Below are 26,638 nucleotides of genomic sequence, written 5' to 3'. Positions count from 1 at the left end.
ATGTACCGCATGCCGATCAAGCTCCTCCTCGCCGCCTGTCTGCTCTCCGGAGCGGCGCCCGTACCGGCGTACGCGGCACCACCGCCCCCGGCCCCCGGTCCGTCGCCTCTCTCCGTGCCGTACGACTGTGCCCGCGACGGGTGGCCCTGGAGCTGTGTCGCGCTGTGCGAGAGCAGCGGGCGCTGGGACGCCGACACCGGCAACGGCTTCTACGGCGGACTGCAGTTCTGGCAGCCCACCTGGGAGGAGTTCGGCGGCCTGACGTACGCCCCGCGCGCGGATCTCGCCACCCGTGAGCAGCAGATCGCCGTCGCCCAGGAGGTGCTGGCCGTGCAGGGCTGGGAGGCCTGGCCGGTCTGTGCGAAGCGGTACGGGCTCAAGGGCCGGATGCACACGGTGAAACCCGGCGACACGCTCTCGGCGATCGCCCGCGCGTACGGCATCCAGGGCGGCTGGCGAGCGCTCTACCAGGTCAACAGGGAAATGATCGGCGACTACCCGGACCGGCTGAACGTGGGCACGCTGCTGGTCATTCCGAAGGGATCGAAAAGCCATACCCGGGGCCCGGCCGTGTTCGGTCCGCCCCTGTCGGCGGGGCCAGTTCGGCGGCCTCTCCGCTGAACACGACCGTGCCGCGGCGCAGTTCGTGGACGACGGCCGTCCGGCCGTGCAGGACGGGCGGCAAGCGCTGCTCGGCGACGACCACGCAGGCGTCGAGCCCGCTCAGCAGGTCGTACGTGCGGGCCGCGACCGTCGACGACATGCCCTGCGTCGGCTCGTCGACGAGCACCACGCGCGCGCGTGCCAGCAGGGCGCGGGACAGGGCCAGCATGCGCTGCTCGCCGCCGGAGAGGGTGCCCGCGCGGCGGGGGAGCAGCGCGGTGAGCTGGGGGTAGGCGTCCAGGGCGCGGTCGTACGACGGTGCGGCCAGCGCCAGGTTCTCGCGCACCGTGAGCGATCCGAACACCGCCTGCCGCTCGGGGACCAGGCACAGGCCGTGCCGGGCGCGCTCGTGGGCGGGCACACGGGTCACGTCGGTGCCGTCCCACACCACGGCGCCGCCGGACAGCGGCACGGTGCCGGCGAGGGCGCGAAGGACGGTCGTACGGCCGCTGCCGTTGCGGCCCAGCAGGACGGTGATGCCGGGGCCGGGAGCGGCGAGGGTGACGCCGTGCAGGGCCTCCAGGGGGCCGTAGCGCACGCGCGCGTGGCGCAGGGAGAGGGTCATGGGGCGGCTGCCCACGCGGTGTCCAGGACATGGTCGGGCGGGCCCGAGGCGACGATGCGGCCCGCCGTCATGACGTGCACGACGTCGGCGAGGTCGGCGACCAGGTCGAGGTCGTGTTCCACGACGAGGAGGGCGGTGCCGTCGGCGGCGAGGGCCTTCAGCACCCGGGTCAGGGCGGTCACTTCCGCCGTGTCCAGGCCGGCGGCGGGTTCGTCGAGGAGGAGGACCCGGGGGCTGCCGGCGAGGGCTCTGGCGAGTTCCACGCGACGCAGGGTGCCGGTGGGGAGGTGGGCGGCGGGGAGGTCCCGGAGCGGGCCGTCCAGGGTGAGGAGCCGGAGAGTCCGCTCCGCGGCGGCCGGGTCGGGGAGGCGGCCCTGTTCGGCGCCCACGTGAACGTTCTCGGCCACGGTCAACGAGGGGAAGACAGCGAGTTGCTGGAAGGTGCGGGCGATGCCGAGGCGGGTGCGGGCGTGGGCGGGGAGGCGGGTGATGTCCCGGGTGCCGAGGAGGATCCTGCCGCTGGTGGGGCGGAGCGTGCCGGCCAGACAGTGGAACAGGGTGCTCTTTCCCGCGCCGTTGGGGCCGATGATCGCGGTGACGCGGCCGGGTGTGATGTCCAGGTCGACGCCGTCCAGAGCGGTGAAACCGCCGTAGCGGGCCTTGAGGCCGCGGGCTGTGAGTGCGGGTGCGGGTGGCCCCTGTGGAGGTGGAGCGACATTGGCGGCTGCGGCACGCGTGTCGGCGGCCTGCGGTCGTCCTGCCTGCGCCCTGCTCGCCGCTCCGGCCGACACCGCTACCCGCGCGGGGCGTTGCTCCACCGGACGCAGCCGTCCCCGCACCCGTTCCCCGAGCGGGGTCAGCGCCGCTCCCCGCCGCAGGCGCAGCCTCACCGCCGTCGTTCGCAGCGCCTCGTACGGGCCGCCCGGGAAGCGGCCGACCAGTACCGCGAGGACGCCGATCAGGGCCGCCGCCATCCCGCCCCGCGCGCCCGCGTCCAGTCCCACCAGGAGCGCCGCCGCCAGCAGCGCGCCCAGGGTGCTGTCGGCGCCCAGGACCACCACGGCCGCGAACCACAGCAGCCCGCGGACGGGGTCGTAGGCGCCGGGGTCGAAGGCGCGCAGGCCCATGCCGAGCATGCCGCCGCCGAGGGCGGCCAGCGCGGCGCCCGCCACGAAGGCCAGGAGCTTGAGGGACGGGACCTGGACGCCCGCCGCAGACGCGCCCGCCTCGTGGTCGCGCATCGCCGCCAGTGCCCTGCCCGTACGGCCGGTGCGGAGCAGACGCGTCGCCAGAAGGGCCGCTGCCAGGAGCGCCAACTCCAGGACGTAGTACGCCCGGTCACCTTCGAAGCCCGACGGGCGGCCCAGCGACAGTCCCGAGGTGGCGTACGGCTGGGCGAAGACGAAACGGCTCACCCCCACGCCGACCGCGAAGGTGGCCAGGGCCAGCGCCAGACCCCGGCGGCTGATCGCGGGCCAGCCCGTCAGCAGGCCCAGGGGCGCCACCAGCACGACGGCCACCGCGAGCGCGGCCAGTTCGGGCAGGCGGGGCAGTCCGGGGAAGCGACCCGCCGCCAGCAGTGCCGTGAACAGAGCGCCCAGTCCGGCGTACGCCGCCTGCCCCAGCGAGATCTGGCCGCCGCGGCCCGTGACCACCACCAGCGACAGCAGCACCACGCCCAGCGCCGGCACCTGCACCGACGTCTGCAGATCCGAGCCCGCGAAACCGAGCGGCAGCAGGAACAGCACCACCGCCACGATCCACGCGCCCGGCGGAGTCGCCACGCGCGCGGTGGCCGTGCGCGGGAGGGCGTCACGGGTGCCGATCCGCGGCAGGACGAGCGAAGCGACCAGCAGCGCCACGACGAACAGGTTCGCCCCCACCGCCTGCAGCAACGGCTCGCTCCAGCCCGACGGATGCAGCCGCGTCAGCTGGCTCTGCGCCACCCCGATGCCCAGCGCGACCACCACGGCGACCGGCAGAGCGCGCATCCGTGCCGCCACGGCGACCGCGACGACCTCCATGACCAGCAGCGGCAGGCCGTACGGGTCCAGGCGTACGAACGGCGCCAGCAGGACGCCCGTCAAGCCCGCCGTGAACGAGCCGAACGCCCAGCCCGCCGCGGCCACCCGGTCCGCGTCGATCCCGCCCAGCACGGCCAGTTGCCGGTCGTCCACCACGGCCCGCAGTTCCCGCCCGAAGCGCGTCCAGCGGATCACCGCCCCCACGCCCCCGGCGAGCACCAGCACCACGGCGAGCTGACCCCACGGGTCCGCCGACACCAGCTCCGGGGCGTCGTCCCGCGCCCCCTGCCCCCACACCAGCGCCGCCCCGCCCACCAGCAGCACGAACACCCCGATGGACGCGACCAGCGTCTGCGCCGGGTCGCTGCCCAGGACCGACAGCGGACGGAAGACGAAACGCTCCAGCACCACGCCGAGGCCCGGCGCCAGGACCAGCAGCGTCAGCGTGGCGCCCGCCCACAGCGGCCAGCCCCACTCCACCACGCACTGCCGCAGCACGAACGCGCACACCATCGCGATCGCCCCGTGCGCGAAATTCAGCGCCCCCGTCGCGCGGTACGTCACGATCAGGCCGATTCCGGTGAGTGCGGCGGCGCTGCCGACCGAGAGACCGGCGAGGGTGAGGTCGTACGTGAGGGACGACATCAGTCGGCTTCTTCGGCGGGCTCGCAGATGGGGCAGGGCCCCAACTCGCCGCTCGCCGCCAGCTTGGCGTCCACCGGCACGGCCTCCACCTTCCCGGAGACCAGCGGGCAGTCCGCGCGGTGCCACAGCGTGCCGCCCGGCACCATCAGCAGGTCCCCGCTGACGGCGATCGGCGCCGTGGCCAGGCCGGGCTCCTCGGCGTCGGCGGGTTCCGTGGCCACCAGGAGGCCGTACAGCTCCTCCACGCGCAGCGCGGCGATCGTGGTGCGGCCGTGCGCGAGCAGCACCGCTCCGGCGATGATCAGTGCGGCGCCCGGGACCGTGCAGGAGGCCAGGTAGGGCAGCTGACGTTCGGCGTAGCGCTCGCCGGAGACGCCGTACCAGCCGATGACGCAGAGCACCGCACCCGCGGCGAGCGCGGCCCAGCCGGCCCACAGAACGGGGTGCACGGTCCGCAGTCGGCTTGTCCGCATCTCTGGCCCCCACACGTCACGTGTCTGTCCATGTCAGCCAATGGCTTGCACTATGCCTTCTGGAAGCTGACCCTGAAAGCACCGGGCGCACATGGCCCGGACCGACACCCGGTGGTGAGCCAGATGGTTCTCGGGAGCGACCTCAGGCGGGGGAACGCACGGCGGGGCCGCGGCCCACGCCCGGCGGGACGGGGTACGGCGGCACTGGCCGCCCTGGTGCTCCTCCTCGGCCCGGCCTTCGTGGCCTGCAGCGACGACAGCGGCGGGAACGAGAGCCCGTCCACGACCCCGACCCCGGAGACGACGACCAGTGCGCCGCAGTCGAGCGCACCGGCCAGTGGGCCCGCCGACCGGGCGGCGGCCGAGAAGGAGGTCAAGGAGAACTGGGAGAAGTTCTTCGACCCGAAGACCTCCACGAAGGAGAAGCAGGCCGTCCTGGAGAACGGCGAGGCGATGGGCCCGGTCATGGCCGCCTTCAGCGGCGACGAGCGCGGCGGACAGGTGGAAGCGCAGGTCACCGAGGTGAAGTTCACGTCAGCGACCAAGGCGACCGTGACCTACACCCTCCTCATGAACGGCGCCACCGCCCTGCCGGACACCTCCGGGACGGCGGTCGAGGACGACGGCACCTGGAAGGTGTCCGTCAGCACGCTGTGCGCTCTGGTCCAACTGAGCGGCAATGCGTCGGCGTCGGCCCTTCCGGGCTGCTGAGGCCGCGGCCGCGGTGCTGCTGCTCGCCCTGAGCGCGGCCTGCGGCAGCCGGCTGCCGGAGAGCGACTTCGAGCACGGGGAGCGGGCCGGTCCCGCGCCGGACGGCACGCCGATCCGCGTCGGCGTCATCACCAGCGCCACCAGCCCGGTCGGCGGCGACACCTTCGTCGGGCCCCGCGACGGCGCCAAGGCGTGGTTCGACCGGCTCAACGCGCGCGGAGGCATCGACGGGCGCCGCGTCGAGGTCCGCGAGTGCGACGACGGCGGCAGCGGTGTCGGCAACAACGCCTGTGTGCACCAGCTGATCGACGAGGACGAGGTGGTGGCCCTGGTCGCCACCACCGCCCTCGACTACGCGGGCGCCTCCCGGGTCTCGCACGCGCGCGTGCCCGACATCGGCGGCCAGCCCATCGGGGCCGCCTACGACACCTATCCGCACCTGTACGGCATCTACGGCAGCCTCGCGCCCCGCGACGGCACCAAGGGATGGAACGGCAGGCAGTACGGCGGCACGGAGGTCTACCGCTATTTCAAGCGGGAGCACGGGGCCCGTACGGCCGCCGTCGTCTCGTACAACCAGGCCGCCTCGGCCGCCTACGCCCGGCTCGTCGAGCGGGGGCTGGAGGCCGAGGGCTACGAGGTGGTGAGCGAGCAGGTCGACTTCGCGCTGCCCAACTTCCGTGCCGTCGCGGCCGATCTGAAGGAGCAGGGGGCGGACCTGGTCTTCGACGCCATCGACTCGCACGGCAACGCCCGGTTGTGCGAGGCGATGGACGCCGCCGGTGTGCGGGTCACCGCGAAGGTCACCAATGTGCAGAACTGGAGTTCCACCGTCCCCGACGACTACAAGGACGCCCCGCGCTGCCGCAACGCCCTGTGGGCCACCGGTTCCAGCCGCAATTACGAGGACACCGACCAGGAGGCGGTGCGGGAGTTCCGGGACGCCACCAAGGGGCTGGAGACGCACTCCCAGTGGCAGTTGGAGGGCTGGGCGGCCGCGATGTGGTTCACGGAGGCCGCCGAGTCGTGTGCGGGAAGCGGCGCCGGCGTCACGCGCGCGTGCGTGGACGCGTTCATGAACCGCAGCGAGGACTACACCGCCGACGGGCTGCTGGTTCCCGTCCGGTTCGAGCGGCTGGCCGGGCCACCGACGACCCGCAGGACATGTCTGTCGGTGGCCCGGTGGCAGGACGGGAAGGGATGGGTGTCGCAGGGCGACATGGACGTCACCTGCTTCGACGTGCCGCAACTGCCCTACTGACCCGCCCCGCTCACCGCAGCGAGCCGAAGAACTCCCTGACGTCACCGGCCAGCAGCTCCGGGACCTCCAGGGCCGCGAAGTGACCGCCGCGGTCGAACTCGGTCCAGCGCGCGAGGGTGTTGGCCCGCTCGGCCCAGCGTCGGATCGCCACGTCCTCCCCGAAGTTCGCCACCGCCGTGGGCACCCCGGAGTTCGTGACCGGGAACCAGTCGCCGACATGGCTGTTCTCGTAGTACATACGCGCCGCCGAACCGGCCGTACCCGTCAGCCAGTACAGCATCACGTTGGTGAGCAGCGTGTCCCGGTCGATCGCGTCCTCGGGCAGCGCGGCCGAGGAGTGCGTCCACGCCTGGAACTTCTCCATGATCCAGGCGAGCTGGCCGACGGGGGAGTCGGTGAGGGCGTAGGAGAGGGTCTGCGGGCGGGTGGACTGGAGCGCGTTGTAGCCGAAGCCGTCGGTGGTGAACTCGGCGATGCTCGCCAGGCTCCGCAGCTCCCGTTCGGTGAGCCCCGCCCGCTCCTCCTCGCCCACCGGGCCGAGCGGGATGAAGCCGACCGACGCGGCGTTCACATGGACGCCGACGACCGACTCGGGGGCGATGCGGGCCAGCGCGGGGGAGATCAGCGCGCCCAGGTCGCCGCCCTGCGCGCCGTACCGCTCGTAGCCGAGCCGGCGCATCAGCTCGGCCCAGGCGCGGGCGACACGGTTGACGTTCCAGCCCTTCTCGCGGGTGGGGCCGGAGAAGCCGAAGCCCGGGATCGCGGGGACGACCAGGTGGTGGTCCTCGCTCAGCCGGTCGATCACGCCGAGGAACTCCACGATCGAGCCCGGCCAGCCGTGCGTCAGGATCAGCGGCAGCGCGTCCGGCGCGGACGAGCGGATGTGCAGGAAGTGCACCTGGGCGCCGTCGATCTCCGTGACGTACTGCGGGATCTCGTTGAGGGCCGCCTCGTGCTTGCGCCAGTCGTAGGCGCCCCGCCAGTAGGCCGCGAGGTCGCGGAGGTACGGCAGTGAGGCGCCGTACTCCCAGCCCGCGTCCGGCAGTTCGTCCGGCCAGCGGGTCAGGTCCAGGCGGGTGTGCAGCTCGTCGAGCCGAGCCTGGGGGATGTCGATCCGGTAGCTGTGCACGCTGTTGTCTGCCATGGATCCAAGGTAGGAACCCTTGCGGACAGCGACTGTCCGCAATGCCTGCCAGACTCGGATTCATGTTGGAGACCTCGGCACGACTCCTGCGCCTGCTCTCGCTGCTCCAGGCCCACCGCGACTGGTCCGGCGCCGACCTCGCCGACCGCCTCGGCGTCACCCCGCGCACCGTGCGCCGGGACGTCGACCGGCTGCGCGAGCTGGGCTATCCGGTCAACGCCAGCCCCGGCACCGGGGGCGGCTACCAGCTGGGCGCGGGCGCCGAGCTGCCGCCGCTGCTCCTGGACGACGACGAGGCGGTCGCCGTCGCCGTGGGGCTGCGTACGGCCGCCGGGCAGGGCATCGAGGGCATCGGCGAGACCTCCGTACGCGCCCTCGCCAAGCTGGAGCAGGTCCTGCCGAGCCGGCTGCGCCGTCGCGTGGGCGCACTGAACGCCTTCACCGTGCCGATGCTGCGCGGCCCCCAGCCCTCCGCCGTGGACCCGGCCGTGCTGACCGAGCTCGCCCACCTCTGCCGGGACGCCGAGCGCCTGCGCTTCGCGTACCGCAGCCACAACGGCGACTCCACCCGCCGTACCGTCGAGCCGCACCGCCTGGTCTGCACCGAGCGTCGCTGGTACCTGGTCGCCTGGGACCTCGACCGCGACGACTGGCGGACCTTCCGCGTCGACCGCATCACCCCCAAGCCGCCGCACGGTCCCCGCTTCACCCCGCGCACACCCCCGGCCGAGGACCTGGCCGCGTTCGTCTCCCGGGGCGTCTCCACGCGCGCGTACGCGGCGCAGGCCGTCGTACGGCTCCTGGTGCCCATCGAGGTGGCGAGCGAGAAGGTCTCACCGAGCGCCGGGCAGCTGGAGGCCGACGGACCGGACGCCTGCATCCTGCGCACCGGAGCCGCGAGCCTCGATGTGATGGTGATCCATGTGATGCTGATGGGCTTCGAGTTCGAGGTGCTGGAGCCCGCCGAGCTGACCGAGGCGATCAGGACCGCTCGGGACCGGCTTGCTCGCTCTTTGGCTCGGGCTGAGACGTCACCGCCGCGTACTCGGGATGGTGCAGATCGAACGCCGGGGACTCGGAGCGGATCCGCGGCAGCGTCGTGAAGTTGTGCCGCGGGGGCGGGCAGGAGGTCGCCCACTCCAGGGAACGGCCGTAGCCCCAGGGGTCGTCGACCTCGACCTTCTCGCCGTACTTGGCGGTCTTCCAGACGTTGTAGAGGAACGGCAGCGTCGAGATGCCCAGCACGAACGCGCCGATCGTCGAGATCGTGTTGAGCGCGGTGAACCCGTCGGCGGCCAGATAGTCGGCGTACCGGCGCGGCATGCCCTCCGCGCCCAGCCAGTGCTGCACCAGGAACGTGGTGTGGAAGCCGACGAACAGCGTCCAGAACTGGATCTTGCCGAGCCGCTCGTCGAGCATCTTCCCGGTGAACTTGGGCCACCAGAAGTAGAAGCCGCCGAAGATCGCGAACACGACCGTGCCGAACACGACGTAGTGGAAGTGCGCGACGACGAAGTACGAGTCGGAAACATGGAAGTCCAGCGGCGGCGACGCCAGGATCACCCCGGTCAGACCGCCGAACAGGAAGGTCACCAGGAAGCCGGTCGCCCACAGCATCGGCGTCTCGAAGGACAGCGAGCCCTTGAGCATGGTCCCGGTCCAGTTGAAGAACTTCACGCCGGTCGGCACCGCGATCAGGAAGCTCATGAACGAGAAGAAGGGGAGCAGCACCGCCCCCGTCACGAACATGTGGTGCGCCCACACGACCACGGACAGCCCGGTGATCGCCATCGTCGCCCCGACCAGCGTCAGATAGCCGAAGAGCGGCTTGCGGCTGAAGACCGGGAGGATCTCGGTGATGATGCCGAAGAACGGCAGCGCGATGATGTACACCTCGGGATGGCCGAAGAACCAGAACAGGTGCTGCCACAGCAGCGCTCCGCCGTTGGCCGAGGCGAACACCTGGGAGCCGAACCGGCGGTCCGCCTCGAGACAGAGCAGGGCGGCCGCGAGCACCGGGAACGCCATCAGGATCAGGATCGACGTGAACAGGGTGTTCCAGGTGAAGATCGGCATCCGGAACATCGTCATGCCGGGGGCGCGCATCCCGATGATCGTGGTGACGAAGTTGACCGCACCGAGGATCGTGCCGAAGCCGGCCAGCGCGAGACCCATGATCCACAGATCCGCGCCGATGCCGGGTGAGCGTTCCATGCTGTTGAGCGGCGCGTAGGCGAACCAGCCGAAGGCCGCGGGCCCGGACGGCACGAGCAGCGAGCCCAGCACGATCAGACCGCCGAACAGGAACAGCCAGTACGACAGCATGTTCAGCCGTGGGAAGGCCACGTCGGGGGCGCCGATCTGCAACGGCATCAGCTCGTTGGCGAAGCCCGCGAAGCTCGGGGTCGCGAAGAGCAGCAGCATGATCGTGCCGTGCATCGTGAACATCTGGTTGAACTGCTGGTTGTCGATGATCTGCATCCCTGGCCGGGCGAGTTCGGCGCGCATCAGCAGCGCCATGAGGCCGCCGGTCAGGAAGAACACGAACGACGTGATCAGGTAGAGATGCCCGATCTTCTTGTGGTCGGTGGTGGTCAGCCAGTCGACGATCACCCGGCCGTGGCTCTTGCTCCGCACGGGTCGCACCGTCGTCTGCACGGTCTCGGTCCCCATCGCTCGCTCGCCCCTTCGCTCGTCGCGTCCCGGGTCCGCCGTCATGATGCTCGCGTCGTCGCGTACCGCGACAGGGGGCGTACGGGGATTCTGTGTCGGATCCGTGTTCTTCCTACGCGGTGTCAGCTCCCGCGACCCCCCACCGAATCGGAATGCAAAGGCTCCGACGGCAGGTCTTCCGGAACTTTCCGTCCGTTTATTGGATGAGCCGCTCCGACACGCGGGAATTCCGTTTGATTGCGCGCGGAAGGCCTACGGAACCGCCCGTACGTGTGACGGAGTTCGACGGAAACGGCTGTCGGCATCCTGTGACAGAAGCGTGACCGGAGAGGGATCAGTGACCCACAGTGTCCTGGTTCCTGGCCCCATCCCGCGGACAGGGCCTAGCGTGGCCGTATGGCACCGATACCGACACCACCCGCCGAACCCCACGACAGCCCCGACGCGTACGTCGGTCTGGAGTCCGCCAGGGCTGAGCGACTCGCCCGCGAGAAGGGCTGGTCGAGCGTGCGCTCGCTGCCACCGGGGGCGATCATCACGATGGAGTACCGCGCGGGGCGGCTGAACTTCGAGGTGAAGGACGGCCGCGTGGCCCGCGCCTGGAAGGGCTGACGCCCGTCCCGGAACACGACGACGGCCCCGGTTCCTGTGCAGGAACCGGGGCCGTCGTGGCGGGGTGAGTGGGTGCGTACCGTCCCCGCTGTCCGCCGGCTAGCCGCCTGTCAGGGGGCGGGCCGCCGAGGTGGTGCCGCGTGCGACGCGGTCCGGGTGGGGTGGCCGGCGAGGGCCGGCCGGGGTGACCGGGGTGCGCTCCGAGCGGGTCGTGTGCGGGCCCGGTGCCAGATAGGCGGGCGTCCGGGCCGAGCGGGCCGCGGGCTCGTTCTGGCTGGCGGGGGTGCGGGGCTTGAGCGGCATCGGGACCTCGACGGGCTTGACGGCCGCGGGTGTGCTGCGGCGGGCCCGCCAGCGGTCGCGCAGGTCGAAGACGGCGGTCTCGGTGCGGGCGATCAGCGGCTCGCACCACGGCAGCGCCAGCAGGACCAGCAGCCCCGCGACCCAGCCGAGGACGACGTCGCTCAGCCAGTGCGTACCGAGGTAGACGGTGGCGAGGCCGACGCCGAGCGAGGTCACGGCGGAGATGGCGGACAGCCATCTGCGGGCTCTCGGCGTGGAGGCCAGGTAGGCCAGGATGCCCCAGGTCACCACGGCGTTCGCGGTGTGGCCGCTGGGAAATATATCGCCGCCCAGGCCCATCTCGTTCGCGCCGATGGTGGTCGCGTAGTGCGGGCCGAGCCGGCCCATGCCGAGCTTGGCGGCGCCCACGGTGATGTTCAGCAGGAGCAGCACGGCGCCCAGGGTGAGCAGCGGGCGCAGGGTGTGCTGTCGCCAGGAGCGCCAGCCCAGCCAGGCCGCGACCATCACCGCGGTCGGGCCGCGCTGGCCGAGCACCACGTAGTAGTCCACGAACCAGTGGATCTCCGCCCACTGCTGGTACGGCCGGAAGAACATGACCTGCCAGTCCAGACGGACCAGCCACGATGTGTCGACCACGAGCCACACGATCGCCAGGTAGAAGGCGAGGCCTCCGGCGATCAGGGCGACCCGGTGCCGGGACATCCTGGGCACGTCGATGTGAGCCGGTCGTTCCGGCTCACGGTCCAGCCTCGCGAACACCCGGTCCAGACGGGTGAGGTTTCGTTCGGTACGCACTCAATCGACGTTACAGCGAGTGAGGTCCGGTGCCCGTCGAATCCACGGCTTTGTGATGACGATGTGATGTGGGATTCCTCTCAGGGAGGCGTTTATTTCCGAGGAATCCACTATCCGGCCCGGTTGCCCCCTTCAATTGCTTTGATCATTCCGCTTTCCGGTTTATAGCCGCTTATGAATGCGTTCACCGAATCATGGGGCGGAATTCTCCGGGTGCTCATCGGGGCCCCGAGTCGATCATGGCGGTCCTGAGCCGTTCAGCCAGAACGCCCCGTACGTGGCCGACCCGAGGGCGACAGCGCACACCACCAGCACTGACCTCGGCGTCCGCAGCCTCGCCAGGGCCAGGGCGAGGGGGAACAGAAGGGGGAAGGCGGGCAGCAGCAGGCGCGGTTTCGAGCCGAAGTAGCTCGACGCGCACAGGGCGAGCGCGGTGACGACACCCGTGTACACCAGAAGCGGCAGCGGCTGGCGCTGCCGTACGCCGACGACGTACAGCCACAGCACGAGCCCGACCCCGACGATCAGCCCCGCCCCGGCGAGCGCCGACGGGAACGACGTGAACTTCTCGCCGACGAACCGGGCGAAGGCGTAGCCCCCGTCGAACCCGTTGCGCCAGCCGGCCTGGACGTCGAGATATCCGAGGGGGCCCTTGCCGGTGTGATGGCCGACCCACAGGACGTAGGCGGCGGCGCCGAGGGGAGCGATGAGCAGGGCGAGGGCGCGGGGCATGAGGTGCGCGCCGGTCGCCGGTTCCGGGGCGCGCTCCCCGGCGCCCGCGCCGTCCGTCCGCGCCGTGCTTCGTTCCCGCTCGGACGAGGGACCGCCCGCGGCCGCCCGGTCCCGGCTGAACGCGACGATCGCCGCCACCCACACCGCCGCGACCACCGCGAGTCCCACCGGCCGGGTCAGGCCCGCGAGGGACGCCAGAACGCCCGCCGTCACCCAGCGGCCCGTCAGCACCGCGTACAGCGACCACGCGGCGAGGGCCGTGAACAGCGACTCGCTGTACGCCATCGACTGCACGATCCCGACCGGCAGCACCGCCCAGACCAGCACCGCGCAGACCCCGGCTCTACGGCCGTACACATGGTCCGCCACCGCGAAGACGCCCCAGGCCGCCGCGAGCGAGGCGAGCAGGCTGACGGCGAAGCCCGCGTCGGCGTGGGACAGGGGCGTCACCGCCGCGATGCCCCGCTCCAGCCACGGCAGCAGCGGGAAGAAGGCCAGGTTCGAGTGGACGTCCCCGTTGGGCAGCCGCACCTCGTAGCCGTATCCCAGCTCGGCGACCCTCGTGTACCAGAGGGAGTCCCAGCGGGCCGTCAGCAGCGTGTACGCGCTCTTGTCGCGCGCGGAGCTCCACACGACCAGGGCGAGCAGGCCCAGGGCGCGGACGGCCGCGTACCCGAGCAGGGCCGGGGCCGCGCGGCGCAACGCGTTTCCGGGTGGCGCCGGGCGCGTCTCAAGATCGGTCACGGGTCCGATTATCGACCGCGCCGCGAACCGGACGGTCCGCCGGGGGCGTCCGGGCGAGAGGACGGCGGAGAGAACGGCGGAGCGGGGGGCGTGGCGTACGCCACACGTGTTCCGCGCGGAGTGTGAGAGGTCCACCACTTGGCCGAGACGTGAACTCGCGTACGCTGACGTGTCACTCGCCTTCGTTGCGCGGGCCGGAGATCACCGCTCCTCTCCGGCCGAGATCACGGGGAGTCCCCACCCCGTGTGCCCGCCGACCGCGAGGGAACATCTGGGAGGTACGTGCATGTCCGGGACGACCACGGCCGCCGCTGCGCTGCGCCGTCGGGCGACCGGGGCCGGTGCCAACCGCTGGGTCGTCCTCGTCGTCCTCTGTGTGAGCCTGCTGCTGGTCGCGGTCGACGCGACCGTGCTGCACGTGGCGGTCCCCGCCGTCACCGAGGACCTCAAGCCCGGCGCGATAGAACTGCTCTGGATCGTCGATGTCTACCCCCTCGTCTGCGCCTCGCTGCTGATCCTGTTCGGCACGCTCGGCGACCGCGTCGGCCGCAGACGGGTCCTCCTTCTCGGCTACGCCCTGTTCGGCGTCGCCTCCGGCATGGCAGCCCTCGCGGACACCGCCCAGGTGCTGATCGTGGCGCGGGCCCTGCTCGGCGTCGGCGGCGCGATGATCATGCCCGCCACGCTCTCGATCCTCCGCCAGGTCTTCCCCGACCGGCGTGAACGCGCCCTCGCCATCGGCATCTGGAGCGCGGTGGCCGCTGTGGGCGCCGCGGTCGGGCCGCTGCTCGGCGGCTTCCTCCTCGAGCACTTCTGGTGGGGCTCGGTCTTCCTCGTCAACATCCCGCTGATGCTGGTCAGCCTGCCGGTGGGCCGCCTCCTGCTGCCCGAGTCGAAGGGCACCGCCGACGGTCCCTGGGACGTGGTCGGCGCGCTGATGGCCGCGGCCGCCCTGTTCGGCCTGGTCCTCGGCGTGAAGCGGCTCGGCAGCGGGGAACTCGACGGGATCACGGTGCTGCCGCTGGCCGTGGGCGCCGCACTGCTGGTGCTCTTCGTACGACGGCAAAGGCGCCGCACACATCCGCTCGTCGACCTGCGGATGTTCTCGCGCCCCGCCTTCAGCACCTCCGTCGGCTGCATCGTGCTGGCCATGCTCGCGCTGGTGGGCCTGGAGCTGATCGCGGCGCAGTATCTGCAACTGGTGCTGGGGCTCTCCCCGCTGGAGACCGGGCTGCGACTGCTGCCGCTCACCATCGCGGCGATGGCCTCCGGGCTCGCCGGCGCCCGGATGCTGCGGCGCTTCGGACCGCGTCGGATGGTCTGCTTCGGGTTCGTGCTGACGGCGGTCGCCGTACTGACCCTCACGGCGATGGGCGGCGAGGACAACGCGCCGCTGCTGCTCTTCGGCTTCGTCCTGCTGGGCTTCGGCCTGGAGACCACGCTCTTCGGGGCGTACGAGTCGATGCTGAGCGAGGCACCGCCGGAGCAGGCGGGCGGGGCGGCGGCGATCGGCGAGACCTCGTACCAGCTGGGCGCCGGCATCGGCATCGCACTCCTCGGCAGCGTGATGAACGCGGCGTACGCGCCCGGCCTGTCGTCGGTGCGGGGAGTTCCGGCCTCCGACTCGGCCGCGGCGGGACATTCGCTGGGCGAGGCCTACGAGATCGCCGACCGGCTCGGCGGCCCGGCCGGGGAGGCCCTGCGCCGTACCGCGCGGGACTGCTTCGTGCACGGGCTGCATATGACGCTGCTGGTCAGCGCGGGTCTGCTGCTGCTCGGCGCGGTGATGGCGCTGCGGCTGCCGCGGACCATGCAGTGCGAGCCGATGGCGGTCGAGGTGCCCGCGCCCCGGGAAGTCGCCGAGGCCCGCGTCTCCGCCTGAGGTACTGGACGTGCGCGACACTGCACCCGTAACGTCGGCCGGAGAGTCGTAACTAGCGCTGCTAGTTTTCAGTTGCCGGAGGGTGCCCCATGTCCGCGTCCGTGAAGCTGCCCCCGTTCGACCCGGCCGACCCGCTCGGCCTCGACGACCTGCTGGACCCGGAGGACCTCGCCGTCCGGGACACCGTGCGGTCGTGGGCGGCGGACCGGGTGCTGCCCCACATCGCCGGGTGGTACGAGAGCGGCGAACTGCCCGGCATCCGTGAACTCGCCCGTGAGCTGGGCGGGATCGGGGCGCTCGGGATGTCCCTCGACGGGTACGGGTGCGCCGGGGCCAGCGCCGTGCAGTACGGGCTCGCCTGTCTGGAGCTGGAGGCCGCCGACTCCGGGATCCGCTCCCTCGTCTCCGTGCAGGGCTCTCTCGCCATGTACGCCGTCCACCGGTTCGGCTCCGAGGAGCAGAAGCAGACCTGGCTGCCGCGGATGGCCGCCGGCGAGGTCATCGGGTGCTTCGGACTGACCGAGCCCGACCACGGGTCCGACCCCGCCGCGATGCGGACCTTCGCCAAGCGGGACGGCACGGACTGGGTGCTCAACGGGCGCAAGATGTGGATCACCAACGGGTCCGTCGCCGGAGTCGCCGTCGTGTGGGCGCAGACCGACGAGGGGATCCGCGGGTTCGTCGTACCGACCGACGCGGCCGGCTTCTCGGCGCCCGAGATCAAGCACAAGTGGTCGCTGCGCGCCTCCGTCACCAGCGAACTCGTCCTCGACGACGTACGGCTGCCCGCGGACGCGGTGCTGCCGGAGGTCGTCGGGCTCAAGGGGCCGCTCAGCTGTCTGTCGCACGCCCGCTACGGCATCGTCTGGGGTGCGATGGGGGCGGCGCGGTCCTGCTTCGAGGCGGCCGTCGACTACGCGAAGTCGCGGGAGCAGTTCGGGCGGCCCATCGGGGGCTTCCAGCTCACCCAGGCCAAACTCGCCGACATGGCGGTCGAACTGCACAAGGGGATTCTGCTCGCCCACCATCTGGGGCGGCGCATGGACGCAGGGCGTCTGCGTCCCGAGCAGGTCAGCTTCGGCAAGCTGAACAACGTCCGGGAGGCGATCGAGATCTGCCGTACGTCGCGCACCATCCTCGGGGCCAACGGGATCTCCCTCGAATATCCCGTCATGCGGCACGCGACCAACCTGGAGTCGGTGCTCACCTACGAGGGCACCGTCGAAATGCATCAGCTGGTACTGGGCAAGGCGCTCACCGGGCTCGACGCCTTCCGGTGAAAACCCTGCGCGGGGGCAGGGCCGGTGAGCGGCCCTGCCTCAGCTCTGGTTGAAGAAGCCGTCCGTGCGGTGCGCGGCCGGGTCGCCGTTCACGATCTCCGTGTTGGCGGGGGTCAGCAGGAACACGCGTGTGGACACGCGCTCGATCGAACCGCGCAGCCCGAAGATCAGGCCCGCGGCGAAGTCGACGACCCGCTTGGCGTCGCCTGCCTCCATGGCGGTGAGGTTCATGATGACGGGCACCCCGTCCCGGAAGAGCTCGCCGATGGCGCGCGCGTCCCGGAAGCTGTCCGGAGTGACCGTGCCGATGCGACGGCCCTTCTCCTCGGCGACGTCCGAGGCCACCTTGACCCGCGGGTCGGTGACCCAGGCATCCCCGGGCTCGGTTCCTTCGGAGTAGCCGTCGTCGTCGTAGTAACGCTCGTCATCGTTGTCGTCAACGAGGCCCAGCCAGGCACTCGCCTTGCGCACCGATCCCATGGACGCCTCCTCTCACAGCGGTCTTTCTCGCTATTACGTATCCCTATCGTCATCCATGATGCGGATGACGCGCCATGTGGATAGACGCCGCGCGGGGGGTTTGTGACGGTACTGGTGCACAGCGCATTCGTCGAGAGCCCGGGTTTCACAAGGGCCGTTCCCCATACGGCTGCTGACTGTGAGTGAAATATGATTCTTCGCGGCGTATGGGTGACGACCGGGGCGTACGGGTGAACGGCAGGGCCGATACGATGCCGCCGCTCAATGTCGCACTGACCACGGGGGATCGTCGTGTTCGGAATCGTCAGGCCCTGCCGCCATCGGCTCGGTGAAAGTCTCAAGACCCAGTGGATGGCGCATTTGTGCGGGCTGTGTCTCGCGCTGCGCAAGGATCACGGGCAGTTCGCTCGCATCGTCACCAACTACGACGGCTTGCTCATATCCGTTCTGACGGAGGCTCAGGCCGAGCCGGGGGCTTCGGGGCGTCGTACGGCGGGACCGTGCCCGCTGCGCGGAATGCGCACCGCCTCCGTCGCCGACGGCGAGGGCGCGCGACTGTCGGCTGCCGTCTCGTTGGTGCTCGCCTCCGCCAAGGTCCGTGACCATGTCGCCGACGGGGACGGACTGCTGGCCCGCAGGCCGGTGGCGCTCGCCGCCCGTCGGGTCGCGTCGAGCTGGGGCGCGGCCGGGGCCCGTAGCGGGTCCGCTGTCGGGTTCGACACCGCCGTGCTCGTCGACGCGGTGGACCGCCAGCTCGGCATCGAGACCCTCGCCGGGCCCGGGACGCCGATCCTGACCGTCACCGAGCCGACCGAGACGGCCACCGCGGCGGCCTTCGCGCACACCGCGGTCCTCGCCGGGCGGCCGGGCAACGCCGAGCCGCTCGCCGAGGCGGGACGGCTCTTCGGGCGGCTCGCGCATCTGCTGGACGCCGTGGAGGACCGCGAGACCGACGCCGCGTCCGGGGCGTGGAACCCGCTGACGGCCACCGGGACGCCCCTTGAGGAGGCGCGGCGGCTCGCGGACGACGCGGTGCACGGAATACGGCTCGCGCTGCGGGAAGCCGAGTTCGGCGACCAGAAGCTGGCGCATGTGCTGCTCGTGCATGAGCTGCGGACGTCCGTGGACCGGGTCTTCGGTTCGTCGTCCTGCGGGCACGGGGCCGGGTCGGCCGGGTTGTCGCACCCCTATGCGCCTCCCGGGCCGGGCGGTCCGGGAGTTCCGCCGCCCCCGGAGCCGCCGCGCCGGGACCGGCGTGGACTGCTCGCGGGGTGCGCGGTGTGGATGGGGCTGGCCTGTACGTGCCAGATGTGTTGCGGGGAGTTCGAGGACCCCTGGAGCGGGCAGCGTCGGGAAGGTCTGTGCAACCAGTGCGACTGCAGCGGGTGCAGTGACTGCTGCAGCTGCTGTGACTGTTGCGGGAACTGCTGCGGGAACTGCTGCGACGGGTGCGACTGCGGGTGTGACTGCTGATTCGCCGTAGGGCGAAGGGGGTTGTGACAACGCGAGGTGAGGGGAGGCGCGTGTGAAGGCGGGGGAGGAGAACGTGAAAGGGCGCCCGGGAATCAGGGCGCGCAGGGGGTCAGCTCAACAGGAAGAGGACCACACGCGACCGAAGTCGATGTGGGAGCGCTTGACCAGCCACTGCTGTGGATGCATGGGGTAAGTGGAACAGGCATCCGGTTGTGCGTCAACCGACTTGAGACGTACGGCTCACAGTATGGACAGCCTTGACAGTGAGGGGAAACGCCCCCGTAGTCTCAAGGGGCGGCCCTGCTGAGGGGCTCGGCCGCGATCCGCGCCGCGCGGCGCGCTTGTGTGAAGGCACCCGTCCGAGTTCGAACGACTCGCTGCCACGGAGCCTTCACATGTCCTCCGACACCCTCTCCCCAACCGCCGCCCGCCGGGACCCGGCTGACCGGCACCCTCGTCAGTGGCACCTCCGATGACCCGGCACTCGCTGGTGATCGTCGGCGCCGGGCCGCGAGGGGCCGGTCTGATCGAACGGATCGCGGCCAACGCGCCCGAGCTGCACGACGGCTCGGGCCTCGACATCCATCTCGTCGACCCGCATGTGCCGGGCGCCGGGCGCATCTGGCGCGAGGCGCAGTCGCCGCTGCTGTGGATGAACTCGCACGCCGAGGACGTCACCATGTTCACCGACGAGACGGTGGACATGGCCGGACCGGTGCGTCCCGGACCCACGCTGCACGAGTGGGCCGGCATCGACGGCACCACCTTCGCGGACCGGCAGCTCCAGGGCGGGTATCTGCGGTGGGTGCACGAGCAGGCGGTGGCCGCGCTGCCTCCGTCGGTGCGGGTGCACCACCATCCGCGGCGCGCCCTGCGGGTCGGCGGGTCGCGCGAGGGGCGCCAGCAGGTGTGGCTGGAGGGCCGCCCGGGCCCGCTCCTCGCCGACCTGGTCGTCCTCGCGCTCGGCCACCTCGACGCCGAACTCGACGACGAACAAGAGTCGTTGGCGGCCTACGCGGCGGAGCACGGCCTCGTCCACCTCCCGCCCGACTTCACCGCCGACAGTGACCTGTCCGCGCTCACGCCCGGCTCGCACGTCATCGTCCGGGGCTTCGGGCTGGCCTTCGTCGATCTGATGGTGCTGCTGACCGAGGGGCGGGGCGGACGGTACGAGGGCGACACCTACCTACCGTCCGGACGCGAGCCGGTGCTGTACGTCGGCTCGCGGCGCGGAGTGCCGTACCACTCGAAGATCGGCTACGACTGGACCGGTGAACGGCCGCCGCTGCCCCGGTTCTTCGGGCCCGCCGAGGTCGACGAACTGCTCGCCCGGCCGGCGGGGTTCGACTTCCGGCAAGACGTGTGGCCGCTGGTGGAGAAGGAGTTGGGGTTCGCGCACTACCACCGGTTGTTCACGGTGCACGGGGAGCGGACCGCGATGCCCTGGGCCGACTTCGAGGAGAAGTTCGCGGTCGGCGACCGCGCGGACGTCGAGGCCCTCGTGGAGGCCGCCGTGCCCGACCCGGCCGACCGGCTGGACCTGGGCGCGTTGGACAGGCCGCTGGAGGGGGTGCGGTACGGGTCGTTCGAGGAGCTCCAGGAGGGGCTGCGCGGGTATGTCGAGCAGGATCTGAGCCGACGGCACGACCCTTCGTACAGCCAGGACCTGTCGGTCTTCCTCGGGCTGCTGTCCGTCTACGGCCAGCTGGTCCGGCTCGGGGGCACCGGGCCCTGGTGGCACGGCTTCTTCAGCTATCTCGCCTCCGGCCCGCCCGGACCACGGCTGCGGCAGCTGCAGGCCCTCTCGCGGGCCGGTGTCGTCAGGTTTCTCGGCGCGGACGTCTCGGTGGAGGCCCAGGACGGTGTCTTCCGGGCCACGAGCGCGAGTCTGCCCGGGTTCTTCGTCGAGACGCGCGCGCTGGTCGAGGCGCGGTTGCCCGAGCCGACGGTCGGTCGGGCCCGGGACGCCCTGTTGCGCGAGCTGCGGGAGGACGGGGCCGCCGAGACCCCGGACGGGCTGCTCCGGGTGGACCCCGGCGACGGGCGGATCCTGGACGTGGCCGGCCGGCCGCATCCCCGGCGCTTCGCGCTCGGGCCCTTCACCGACGCCCGTACCTCCGGCGCCTTCACCCGGCCCCGCACCGGCGGCCCGGCGTTCCGGCAGAACGACGCCACGGCCAGGGCGGCCCTGGAGTTCCTCGCCGCCCTCACCGGCCGCGCGGCTGCCTGAGATACCGCCGGCCCCGCAAGACAACCCCTACCTCCAAGAGCTTTCTCCCGAAGGTGCTGTGATGTTGCATCTCTCCGCCGCCGTCGATCAACCGTCGGCATACGACGCCGGCTCCTATGTCGAACTGGCCCGGCTCGCCGAACACGGTGTCCTCGACTTCGTGACCCTGGACGACACCTTCGCCCGCCCCGGGCTCGACGCGCTCGCCGTCCTGTCCCGGGTGGCCCCGGCCACCGGCCGGATCGGTCTCGTGCCGACCGTCACGACCACCCACACCGAGCCCTTCCACGTCCAGGCGGCCGTCGCGACCCTCGACTGGGTCAGCCGGGGCCGGGCGGGCTGGCGGCTCGACGTGTCGACCACCGAGGGCGAGGCCCGCCTCTTCGGCCGCCGGCACGCCGCCCCCGCCGAGGCGCTGTGGCGGGAGGCCGGTGAAGTGGCCGACGTGGCCGCGAAGTTGTGGGACAGCTGGGAGGACGACGCCGAGATACGGGACGAGCCGACCGGCCGTTTCATCGACCGGGACAAGCTGCACCATGTCGACTTCCACGGCACGGAGTTCTCGGTGCGGGGCCCCTCGATCGTGCCGCGCCCTCCGCAGGGCCATCCGGTCCGGGTGGTCGACGCCTCCGAGGGGCAGGCCCGGGACATCGCCGCCCGGTACGCGGACGTGGCCCTCGTACGGTCCGTGAGCGCCGCGCAGACCCGTGCCGTACGGGATCAACTGCGCGCCGCCGCGGCGAGGTTCGGGCGCGACCCCGACGCACTGCGGGTCCTCGCCGCCCTCGTCGTCGACCTCGGCGACGGGGAGCACGCGGCCGAGCCGGGCCACGGCGGGGGCGGCCCCCGGCAGACCGCGCAGGGCCCGCTGTACCGCGGCGGCCCCGTCGACCTCGCGGACCTGATCGCCTCCTGGCACGGGGAGGGCGCCGTCGACGGCTTCCACCTCACGCCCGCCGAGCCACGCCGCGACCTGGAGCGGCTCGTCAACGGCACGGTGGCGCTCCTCCAGCACCGCGGACTGTTCCGCACCTTCTACCCGGGCAGCACGCTCCGGGAGCACCTGGGTCTGGCCCGGCCCGTCAACCAATACGCGGGGGAAGCGTCATGACCGAACGACCGCTCAAACAGATCCGTCTCGCGGCGCACTTCCCGGGCGTCAACAACACCACCGTCTGGGCCGACCCGCGCTCGCGGTCCCAGATCGAGTTCTCCTCCTTCGAGCACCTGGCCCGCACGGCCGAACGCGGCCTGTTCGACTTCTTCTTCCTCGCCGAGGGGCTGCGGCTGCGCGAGCACAAGGGCCGCATCCACGACCTGGACGTGGTGGGGCGCCCGGAGTCGATCACCGTGCTCAACGCGCTCGCCGCCGTCACGGAGCACCTGGGGCTCGCCGCCACCGTCAACGCGACCTTCAACGAGCCGTACGAACTCGCCCGCAGACTCGCCACGTTGGACCACCTCAGCGGGGGCCGGGCCGCGTGGAACGTGGTGACCTCCTCCGACGCCTTCACCGGGGAGAACTTCCGGCGCGGCGGCTTCCTCGACCGGGCCGACCGGTACACACGTGCGGCCGAGTTCGTCGCCACCGCACGGGAGTTGTGGGACTCCTGGACACCGGACGGGCTGTCCCGGCCGTTCGCCCACCGCGGGCAGCACTTCGACATCGCGGGCGAGTTCACCGTGCCGCGCTCCCCGCAGGGGCATCCGGTCGTCATCCAGGCCGGGGACTCGGACGAGGGGCGGGAGTTCGCCGCCGCCACGGCCGACGTGGTCTTCACACGGCAGGCCTCACTGGAGGGCGGTCGCGCCTTCTACGCCGATGTGAAGGGGCGCCTGGCGAAGTACGGCCGTACCGTCGAGGACCTGAAGATCATGCCGGGGGTCGGTGTCGTCCTCGGCGACACCGCCGCGGAGGCGCAGGAGAGGGCCGCCGAGATCCGCCGCCAGCAGACCTCCCCGCAGACCGCGATCCTCACGCTGGAGCAGATCTGGGGCGTCGACCTCTCCTCGTACGACCCGGACGGCCCGCTGCCCGACATCGACCCGGTGGCCGAGCCGACGCTCACCGAGGGCCGGACCCGGCGCGGGAACACCCTCGAGATCGCCGAGAGATGGCGGGCGCTGTCGAGGGAGAAGGGGCTGTCCATCCGGGAGACCGTGATCGAGGCGGGCGGCAGGCAGTCCTTCGTCGGAACCCCGCAGGCGGTCGCCGCCGAGCTCGACGAGTTCGTGCAGCGCGATGCCGCCGACGGCTTCATCCTCGTCCCGCATCTCACCCCGGCCGGACTCGACGAGTTCGTGGACCGGGTGGTGCCGCTGCTCCAGGAGCGCGGGGTGTTCCGTACCGAGTACAAGGGCACCACGCTCCGCTCCCACCTCGGGCTCTCCGAACCGGTATGGAAGGGTTGATCACATGACGTCGGACGCGTTCGACGAGTGGAAGAAGTGGCACGAACACCGCGTCGAGACGGTCTCCGCGCCCTACGGACCGCTCTCGCTCACCGGCACGCACTGGCTGGAGGACTTTTCGGAAGGGCGGATTCCGGACACTCCCGGGACCTGGTCGGCCGACGGCGACGCGGTGCTGCTCCGGGCCGCCGAGAAGGACGGGCTGACCGTCGACGGGCGGCCCTTCGGCGGTGCGGTACGGCTCGGCGCCGACCCCGGGCCGGTGGGCGCGAGCCGGGTCGCGCACGGCGAGCGGCGGCTGGTCGTGCTGGTGCGCGAGGGAGCGTGGGGCGTACGGGACTTCGACCCGGGGTCCGAGGCGCGGCGCGCGTTCCGCGGTATCGCGGCCACGCCCTACGAGCCGCGCTGGTCGGTGCCGGGGCGCTTCACGCCGTACGACGCGCCGCGCAGCGTCCGCGTGGAGAACGCGGACGGACGGCGGCGCGGCCTCGGGCTCGGCGGAGAGCTGGCGTTCACCCTCGACGGACAGGAGTTCACGCTCCAGGTGACGGTCGAGGCGGACGGTTCGCTGTGGGCGGTTTTCGGCGATGCGACGAGCGGATCCGGTAGCCACCGCTTCCGGTTCCTGCGGCCCGCCGCACCCGATGCCGAGGGGCGCACGACGGTCGACTTCAACCGCGCCCTGCTTCCGCCGTGTGCGTTCGCCGACCACTTCATCTGCCCCTTCCCGCCGCCGGGCAATACGCTGGGCATCGCCATCGAGGCGGGGGAGCGCACCCTGCTCTGAGGAGCGGCCGGCTCACGGGGAACGCATGGGTGGTTCAAAGCTTGACGGCCGAAAGGCGCCCTTGCGGCTACCGGTCGATCGGCCGAATACTCCCCCTCAGCGCTTGTCAGGGGCACGGCGTGTTCGGAATCCGGACATGCGGGCTTCTGGCTGCGCCTCACGGGCCCCGACCCCACGCGGGCCCCCAACCTCCCTGGGAGGGAACGAAAAGTGAGGATCAAGCGCACCACCCCCCGCAGCGGCATTACGAGACGGACCCGGCTGATCGCCGTATCCACCGGACTCGTGGCCGCCGCCGCGATCGCGATCCCCAACGCGAACGCCTCGGACGTGACCACCTTCAGCGCCAACGAGCTGAAGAGTGCCAACAGTTCGGTGCTCAAGGCCGATGTCCCCGGCACCGCCTGGGCCGTCGACAGCAAGACCAACCGTGTCGTCGTCACCGTCGACAGCACGGTCTCCAAGGCGGAGATCGCGAAGATCAAGCGGCAGGCCGGCGCCAACGCCGACGCGCTGACGATCAAGCGGACCCCGGGCAAGTTCAACAAGCTGATCTCCGGCGGCGACGCAATCTATGCGAGTAGCTGGCGTTGCTCCCTGGGCTTCAACGTCCGCAGCGGCAGCACCTACTACTTCCTGACCGCCGGTCACTGCACCGACGGTGCGGGCAACTGGTGGTCCAACTCCGGTCGTACGTCGCTGCTCGGCGCGACCGCCGGCTCCAGCTTCCCGACCAACGACTACGGCATCGTCCGGTACTCGTCCAACTACCCCGTGTCCTCGATCTCGGGCACCGTGGGCAGCCAGGACATCACCAGTGCCGCCACGCCCTCCGTCGGCACCACGGTGTACCGCCGCGGCTCCACCACCGGCACGCACAGCGGCCGGGTCACCGCCCTCAACGCGACCGTCAACTACGGTGGCGGCGACGTCGTGTACGGCATGATCCAGACCACGGTCTGCGCCGAGCCCGGCGACTCCGGCGGCCCGCTGTACGGCGGCACCGTCGCCTACGGTCTGACCTCCGGCGGCAGCGGCAACTGCTCCTCCGGCGGCACGACCTTCTTCCAGCCCGTCACCGAGGCCCTGAGCGCGTACGGCGTCAGCGTCTTCTAGGTCCCGGAACGGCCTGAATCGCAGCAGCACCTGTGGTGAGCCCCCGCACACGCCTGTCGTGCGGGGGCTCGCTATTGTCGCCGTCAACACGGGCGAGAGGACCAGGGGTTGGAGTTCGACGACCGGCAACGGCAGGTGCGGCGCAGTCCGTTGTTGTTCGTGGCGCCGCTGGTGCTGCTGATCCTGCTGACGCTGGTGCTGCTGTGGGAGATCGTGCGGTCGAACATCACCGGCGACCTGGCCCGGCAGTGGCCCTGGCGGCTGCGGCTCATGGACATGAACCCGCTGGGCGCGCTGCTCGCGGTGGCGCTCGCCGCGGTGTTCGGGCGAGCCCAGTACGCGCGGACGGTACGGCCCGCACTGGGCTGGAGTTCCTCCTGGACGGTCGGCGACCTCGGTCCGGACGAGCCCGGCTGGCATGTGGAAGTGGTGAACGGCGGTTCGCAGCACTCGGTGGTGGAGCGGGTGGACTACTGCCTCGTCCCGCGCGGCGGGGAGCCCACCGCGTGGACCGACCACGCCGGGGTGCTGGAGGAGCTCGCCGACCGGGGGTTCGTCCAGGGCAAGGACTACTACCTGCGGCTGACCGGCGCCGGGTTCCCCCTGGGCAACGGGGGGATGCGGGCGGGGGCCTACGGCCGTCGGTTCGTCGGCGAGATCGACCAGCTGCGCCTGCGGCTGCGCGTCACCGACGCCGTGGGGGACAGCCACGAGCGGGTCATGGACCTGATGCGGGGTGCCCGGATGGAGCGCCCCGGATCATGACGCCGGGCACAGCCAGTCCAGTACGGCGGGCAGCGCCTCGATCGCCCCGAAGTGACCGGAGTCCGGGTCCAGGACGGGACGGGCGCGCGGGACGCGGCCCAGGAGCCACTCGAAGTGGCCCACCGGGGAGAACCGGTCCTGGGCGCCGTGCCACAGCAGGACCGGCCGCGTGACGGCCGCCGGGTCGAAGCCCCAGTGGCTCAGCAGGGCGAGGGCGTCGTCGAGCCAGCCGTACGCCGAAGTGCGCAGCGCCTCGCGGTAGTTGCGCAGCAGCATGTCGCCGACGGCCGGCTGGGAGACGATCCGCCGGTCGGCGTCGGTGAGCCCGTCGCGGATGGTCACGAGCAGCTGGGCGGGGTCCCGGCGGACGGCGGCGGCCCGGGAGGCGAGCCGCTCCGCGAAGGCGAGGGTGTCGGTCAGCGCCAGGGTGTAGTCCTCGACGTTGGAGGCCGCCATGCCGTCGAACCAGCTCAGCCCCTCCGCGTCCGGTGGCGCGAGGGACACCAGCGCCGCCGCCCGCCGTACCCGCGCGGGCATCAGGGCCGCACAGGCCAGGGCGTGCGGGGCGCCGCCGGACCGCCCGAGGACGGAGAACTTCTCCAGCCCGAGGGCGTCGGCCAGATCGGCCACGTCCCGGGCCGCGTCGGCGACCCGGCGTCCCGGGTGCCGGTCCGAGTCGGCGTAGCCGGGACGGTCGTAGGCGATGAACCGCACCCAGGGGTGTGCCTTGACCACGTCCTCGGGCACGACCCCGGACCGGCAGCCCGGGGTGCCGTGCAGCAGCACCACGGGTGTGCCGTCCCGGTCGCCGTACTCCTCGACCGTCAGCCACCTGCCGTCGCGGGTCTGTATGCCGTCGAGCACCTGT

At 71.7% G+C, this 26,638-nt stretch carries 22 protein-coding genes and 1 pseudogene; 14 read left to right on the top strand and 9 right to left on the bottom strand.

The features are described from left to right. Positions 1-621 (top strand): transglycosylase family protein, encoded by a 621-nt coding sequence (locus OG381_RS12615; RefSeq protein ID WP_327716199.1) that lies wholly within the window; start codon positions 1-3, stop codon positions 619-621. On the opposite strand, the gene OG381_RS12610 is transcribed toward OG381_RS12615, so the two are convergent. Genes OG381_RS12610 through OG381_RS12600 form a run of 3 tightly spaced genes read right to left on the bottom strand, consistent with a single transcriptional unit; the run spans position 530 to position 4,370 of the window. Continuing rightward, positions 530-1,228 (bottom strand): ATP-binding cassette domain-containing protein, encoded by a 699-nt coding sequence (locus OG381_RS12610; RefSeq protein WP_327716198.1) that lies wholly within the window; start codon positions 1,226-1,228, stop codon positions 530-532. The genes OG381_RS12615 and OG381_RS12610 overlap by 92 nt on opposite strands. After that, complete coding sequence (locus tag OG381_RS12605) at positions 1,225-3,897, bottom strand: ABC transporter permease subunit (RefSeq protein WP_327716197.1); 2,673 nt, start codon at positions 3,895-3,897, stop codon at positions 1,225-1,227. Before OG381_RS12605 ends, OG381_RS12610 begins: the two co-directional genes overlap by 4 nt. Continuing rightward, positions 3,897-4,370: a hypothetical protein gene (locus OG381_RS12600; protein WP_327716196.1), complete on the bottom strand. Its 474-nt coding sequence runs from the start codon at positions 4,368-4,370 to the stop codon at positions 3,897-3,899. The genes OG381_RS12605 and OG381_RS12600 overlap by 1 nt, the downstream gene beginning before the upstream one ends. A 123-nt stretch (positions 4,371-4,493) precedes the next feature. On the opposite strand from OG381_RS12600, the gene OG381_RS12595 reads away from it, so the two are divergent. Both OG381_RS12595 and OG381_RS12590 read left to right on the top strand, forming a co-directional pair. Next, on the top strand, positions 4,494-5,081 hold the full coding sequence (locus OG381_RS12595; RefSeq protein ID WP_327716195.1) for a hypothetical protein: 588 nt from the start codon (positions 4,494-4,496) through the stop codon (positions 5,079-5,081). Continuing rightward, positions 5,050-6,342: an ABC transporter substrate-binding protein gene (locus OG381_RS12590; RefSeq protein ID WP_327716194.1), complete on the top strand. Its 1,293-nt coding sequence runs from the start codon at positions 5,050-5,052 to the stop codon at positions 6,340-6,342. Before OG381_RS12595 ends, OG381_RS12590 begins: the two co-directional genes overlap by 32 nt. A 10-nt stretch (positions 6,343-6,352) precedes the next feature. On the opposite strand, the gene OG381_RS12585 is transcribed toward OG381_RS12590, so the two are convergent. Further along, positions 6,353-7,486 carry an epoxide hydrolase family protein gene (locus tag OG381_RS12585; protein WP_327716193.1) on the bottom strand — a complete coding sequence of 378 codons (1,134 nt, stop codon included), beginning with the start codon at positions 7,484-7,486 and terminating at the stop codon, positions 6,353-6,355. 62 nt (positions 7,487-7,548) lie between these two features. On the opposite strand from OG381_RS12585, the gene OG381_RS12580 reads away from it, so the two are divergent. Continuing rightward, entirely contained in the window at positions 7,549-8,589 is a 1,041-nt protein-coding gene (locus OG381_RS12580) for a helix-turn-helix transcriptional regulator (RefSeq protein ID WP_327716192.1), read from the top strand. Here the strand turns inward: OG381_RS12580 and ctaD are convergent. Beyond that, positions 8,588-10,159: pseudogene (ctaD, locus tag OG381_RS12575) on the bottom strand (aa3-type cytochrome oxidase subunit I); the annotation flags it as partial. The gene OG381_RS12580 and the pseudogene ctaD sit on opposite strands and share 2 nt — an antisense overlap. Positions 10,160-10,555: 396 nt before the next feature. Between ctaD and OG381_RS12570 the strand changes: the two are divergent. Continuing rightward, on the top strand, positions 10,556-10,771 hold the full coding sequence (locus OG381_RS12570; protein WP_046256722.1) for an I78 family peptidase inhibitor: 216 nt from the start codon (positions 10,556-10,558) through the stop codon (positions 10,769-10,771). Positions 10,772-10,870: 99 nt separating this feature from the next. On the opposite strand, the gene OG381_RS12565 is transcribed toward OG381_RS12570, so the two are convergent. Beyond that, on the bottom strand, positions 10,871-11,869 hold the full coding sequence (locus tag OG381_RS12565) for a phosphatase PAP2 family protein (protein ID WP_327716191.1): 999 nt from the start codon (positions 11,867-11,869) through the stop codon (positions 10,871-10,873). A 237-nt stretch (positions 11,870-12,106) separates the two neighbouring features. Next, complete coding sequence (locus OG381_RS12560) at positions 12,107-13,345, bottom strand: mannosyltransferase family protein (RefSeq protein ID WP_327716190.1); 1,239 nt, start codon at positions 13,343-13,345, stop codon at positions 12,107-12,109. A gap of 286 nt (positions 13,346-13,631) precedes the next feature. Between OG381_RS12560 and OG381_RS12555 the strand changes: the two genes are divergently transcribed. Then, positions 13,632-15,227: an MFS transporter gene (locus OG381_RS12555; protein WP_327716189.1), complete on the top strand. Its 1,596-nt coding sequence runs from the start codon at positions 13,632-13,634 to the stop codon at positions 15,225-15,227. Between the two features lie 89 nt (positions 15,228-15,316). Further along, a complete protein-coding gene (locus OG381_RS12550; RefSeq protein ID WP_327716188.1) occupies positions 15,317-16,507 on the top strand; it encodes an acyl-CoA dehydrogenase family protein in 1,191 nt (396 codons plus the stop codon). Between the two features lie 39 nt (positions 16,508-16,546). Here OG381_RS12550 and OG381_RS12545 read toward each other — a convergent pair whose 3' ends face one another. Further along, positions 16,547-16,987 (bottom strand): cell division protein SepF, encoded by a 441-nt coding sequence (locus OG381_RS12545; RefSeq protein ID WP_037715589.1) that lies wholly within the window; start codon positions 16,985-16,987, stop codon positions 16,547-16,549. Positions 16,988-17,278: 291 nt separating this feature from the next. Here OG381_RS12545 and OG381_RS12540 point away from each other — a divergent pair, with 291 nt between their 5' ends. The 7 genes from OG381_RS12540 (at position 17,279) to OG381_RS12510 (ending at position 25,770) form a co-directional block, all read left to right on the top strand. Continuing rightward, complete coding sequence (locus OG381_RS12540; protein WP_327716187.1) at positions 17,279-18,460, top strand: DUF5685 family protein; 1,182 nt, start codon at positions 17,279-17,281, stop codon at positions 18,458-18,460. A 472-nt stretch (positions 18,461-18,932) separates the two neighbouring features. After that, the gene (locus OG381_RS12535) at positions 18,933-20,690 is read left to right on the top strand and encodes an FAD/NAD(P)-binding protein (protein WP_327716186.1); all 1,758 of its coding nucleotides are present in this window, start codon (positions 18,933-18,935) and stop codon (positions 20,688-20,690) included. Between the two features lie 61 nt (positions 20,691-20,751). Then, entirely contained in the window at positions 20,752-21,801 is a 1,050-nt protein-coding gene (locus tag OG381_RS12530; protein WP_327716185.1) for an LLM class flavin-dependent oxidoreductase, read from the top strand. Continuing rightward, on the top strand, positions 21,798-23,102 hold the full coding sequence (locus OG381_RS12525; protein WP_327716184.1) for an NtaA/DmoA family FMN-dependent monooxygenase: 1,305 nt from the start codon (positions 21,798-21,800) through the stop codon (positions 23,100-23,102). The genes OG381_RS12530 and OG381_RS12525 overlap by 4 nt, the downstream gene beginning before the upstream one ends. A 4-nt stretch (positions 23,103-23,106) precedes the next feature. Beyond that, positions 23,107-23,889 carry a DUF1684 domain-containing protein gene (locus OG381_RS12520; RefSeq protein ID WP_327716183.1) on the top strand — a complete coding sequence of 261 codons (783 nt, stop codon included), beginning with the start codon at positions 23,107-23,109 and terminating at the stop codon, positions 23,887-23,889. Between the two features lie 210 nt (positions 23,890-24,099). Further along, positions 24,100-25,005: a S1 family peptidase gene (locus tag OG381_RS12515; RefSeq protein ID WP_327716182.1), complete on the top strand. Its 906-nt coding sequence runs from the start codon at positions 24,100-24,102 to the stop codon at positions 25,003-25,005. A gap of 108 nt (positions 25,006-25,113) precedes the next feature. Continuing rightward, entirely contained in the window at positions 25,114-25,770 is a 657-nt protein-coding gene (locus OG381_RS12510) for a hypothetical protein (RefSeq protein ID WP_327716181.1), read from the top strand. Here the strand turns inward: OG381_RS12510 and OG381_RS12505 are convergent. Next, on the bottom strand, positions 25,765-26,634 hold the full coding sequence (locus OG381_RS12505) for an alpha/beta fold hydrolase (RefSeq protein WP_327716180.1): 870 nt from the start codon (positions 26,632-26,634) through the stop codon (positions 25,765-25,767). The two genes, OG381_RS12510 and OG381_RS12505, sit on opposite strands and share 6 nt — an antisense overlap. Positions 26,635-26,638 lie beyond the last annotated feature (4 nt).

Origin of the sequence: Streptomyces sp. NBC_00490 (assembly GCF_036013645.1) — a bacterium.
Classification (GTDB): Bacteria; Actinomycetota; Actinomycetes; order Streptomycetales; family Streptomycetaceae; genus Streptomyces; species Streptomyces canus_F.
Note: the sequence above shows the minus strand (reverse complement) of the source record. Positions and strands in the feature narration are given on the sequence as shown.

Excerpts from the sequence above, each read along its gene's own strand:
- OG381_RS12570 (WP_046256722.1), top strand. The coding sequence starts at position 10,556 with ATGGCACCGATACCGACACCACCCGCCGAACCCCACGACAGCCCCGAC.
- OG381_RS12610 (WP_327716198.1), bottom strand. The coding sequence starts at position 1,228 with ATGACCCTCTCCCTGCGCCACGCGCGCGTGCGCTACGGCCCCCTGGAG.
- OG381_RS12555 (WP_327716189.1), top strand. The coding sequence starts at position 13,632 with ATGTCCGGGACGACCACGGCCGCCGCTGCGCTGCGCCGTCGGGCGACC.
- OG381_RS12520 (WP_327716183.1), top strand. The coding sequence starts at position 23,107 with ATGACGTCGGACGCGTTCGACGAGTGGAAGAAGTGGCACGAACACCGC.
- OG381_RS12600 (WP_327716196.1), bottom strand. The coding sequence starts at position 4,370 with ATGCGGACAAGCCGACTGCGGACCGTGCACCCCGTTCTGTGGGCCGGC.
- OG381_RS12605 (WP_327716197.1), bottom strand. The coding sequence starts at position 3,897 with ATGTCGTCCCTCACGTACGACCTCACCCTCGCCGGTCTCTCGGTCGGC.
- OG381_RS12545 (WP_037715589.1), bottom strand. The coding sequence starts at position 16,987 with ATGGGATCGGTGCGCAAGGCGAGTGCCTGGCTGGGCCTCGTTGACGAC.
- OG381_RS12585 (WP_327716193.1), bottom strand. The coding sequence starts at position 7,486 with ATGGCAGACAACAGCGTGCACAGCTACCGGATCGACATCCCCCAGGCT.
- OG381_RS12550 (WP_327716188.1), top strand. The coding sequence starts at position 15,317 with ATGTCCGCGTCCGTGAAGCTGCCCCCGTTCGACCCGGCCGACCCGCTC.
- OG381_RS12535 (WP_327716186.1), top strand. The coding sequence starts at position 18,933 with ATGACCCGGCACTCGCTGGTGATCGTCGGCGCCGGGCCGCGAGGGGCC.
- OG381_RS12590 (WP_327716194.1), top strand. The coding sequence starts at position 5,050 with ATGCGTCGGCGTCGGCCCTTCCGGGCTGCTGAGGCCGCGGCCGCGGTG.
- OG381_RS12525 (WP_327716184.1), top strand. The coding sequence starts at position 21,798 with ATGACCGAACGACCGCTCAAACAGATCCGTCTCGCGGCGCACTTCCCG.
- OG381_RS12595 (WP_327716195.1), top strand. The coding sequence starts at position 4,494 with ATGGTTCTCGGGAGCGACCTCAGGCGGGGGAACGCACGGCGGGGCCGC.
- OG381_RS12530 (WP_327716185.1), top strand. The coding sequence starts at position 20,752 with ATGTTGCATCTCTCCGCCGCCGTCGATCAACCGTCGGCATACGACGCC.
- OG381_RS12580 (WP_327716192.1), top strand. The coding sequence starts at position 7,549 with ATGTTGGAGACCTCGGCACGACTCCTGCGCCTGCTCTCGCTGCTCCAG.
- OG381_RS12615 (WP_327716199.1), top strand. The coding sequence starts at position 1 with ATGTACCGCATGCCGATCAAGCTCCTCCTCGCCGCCTGTCTGCTCTCC.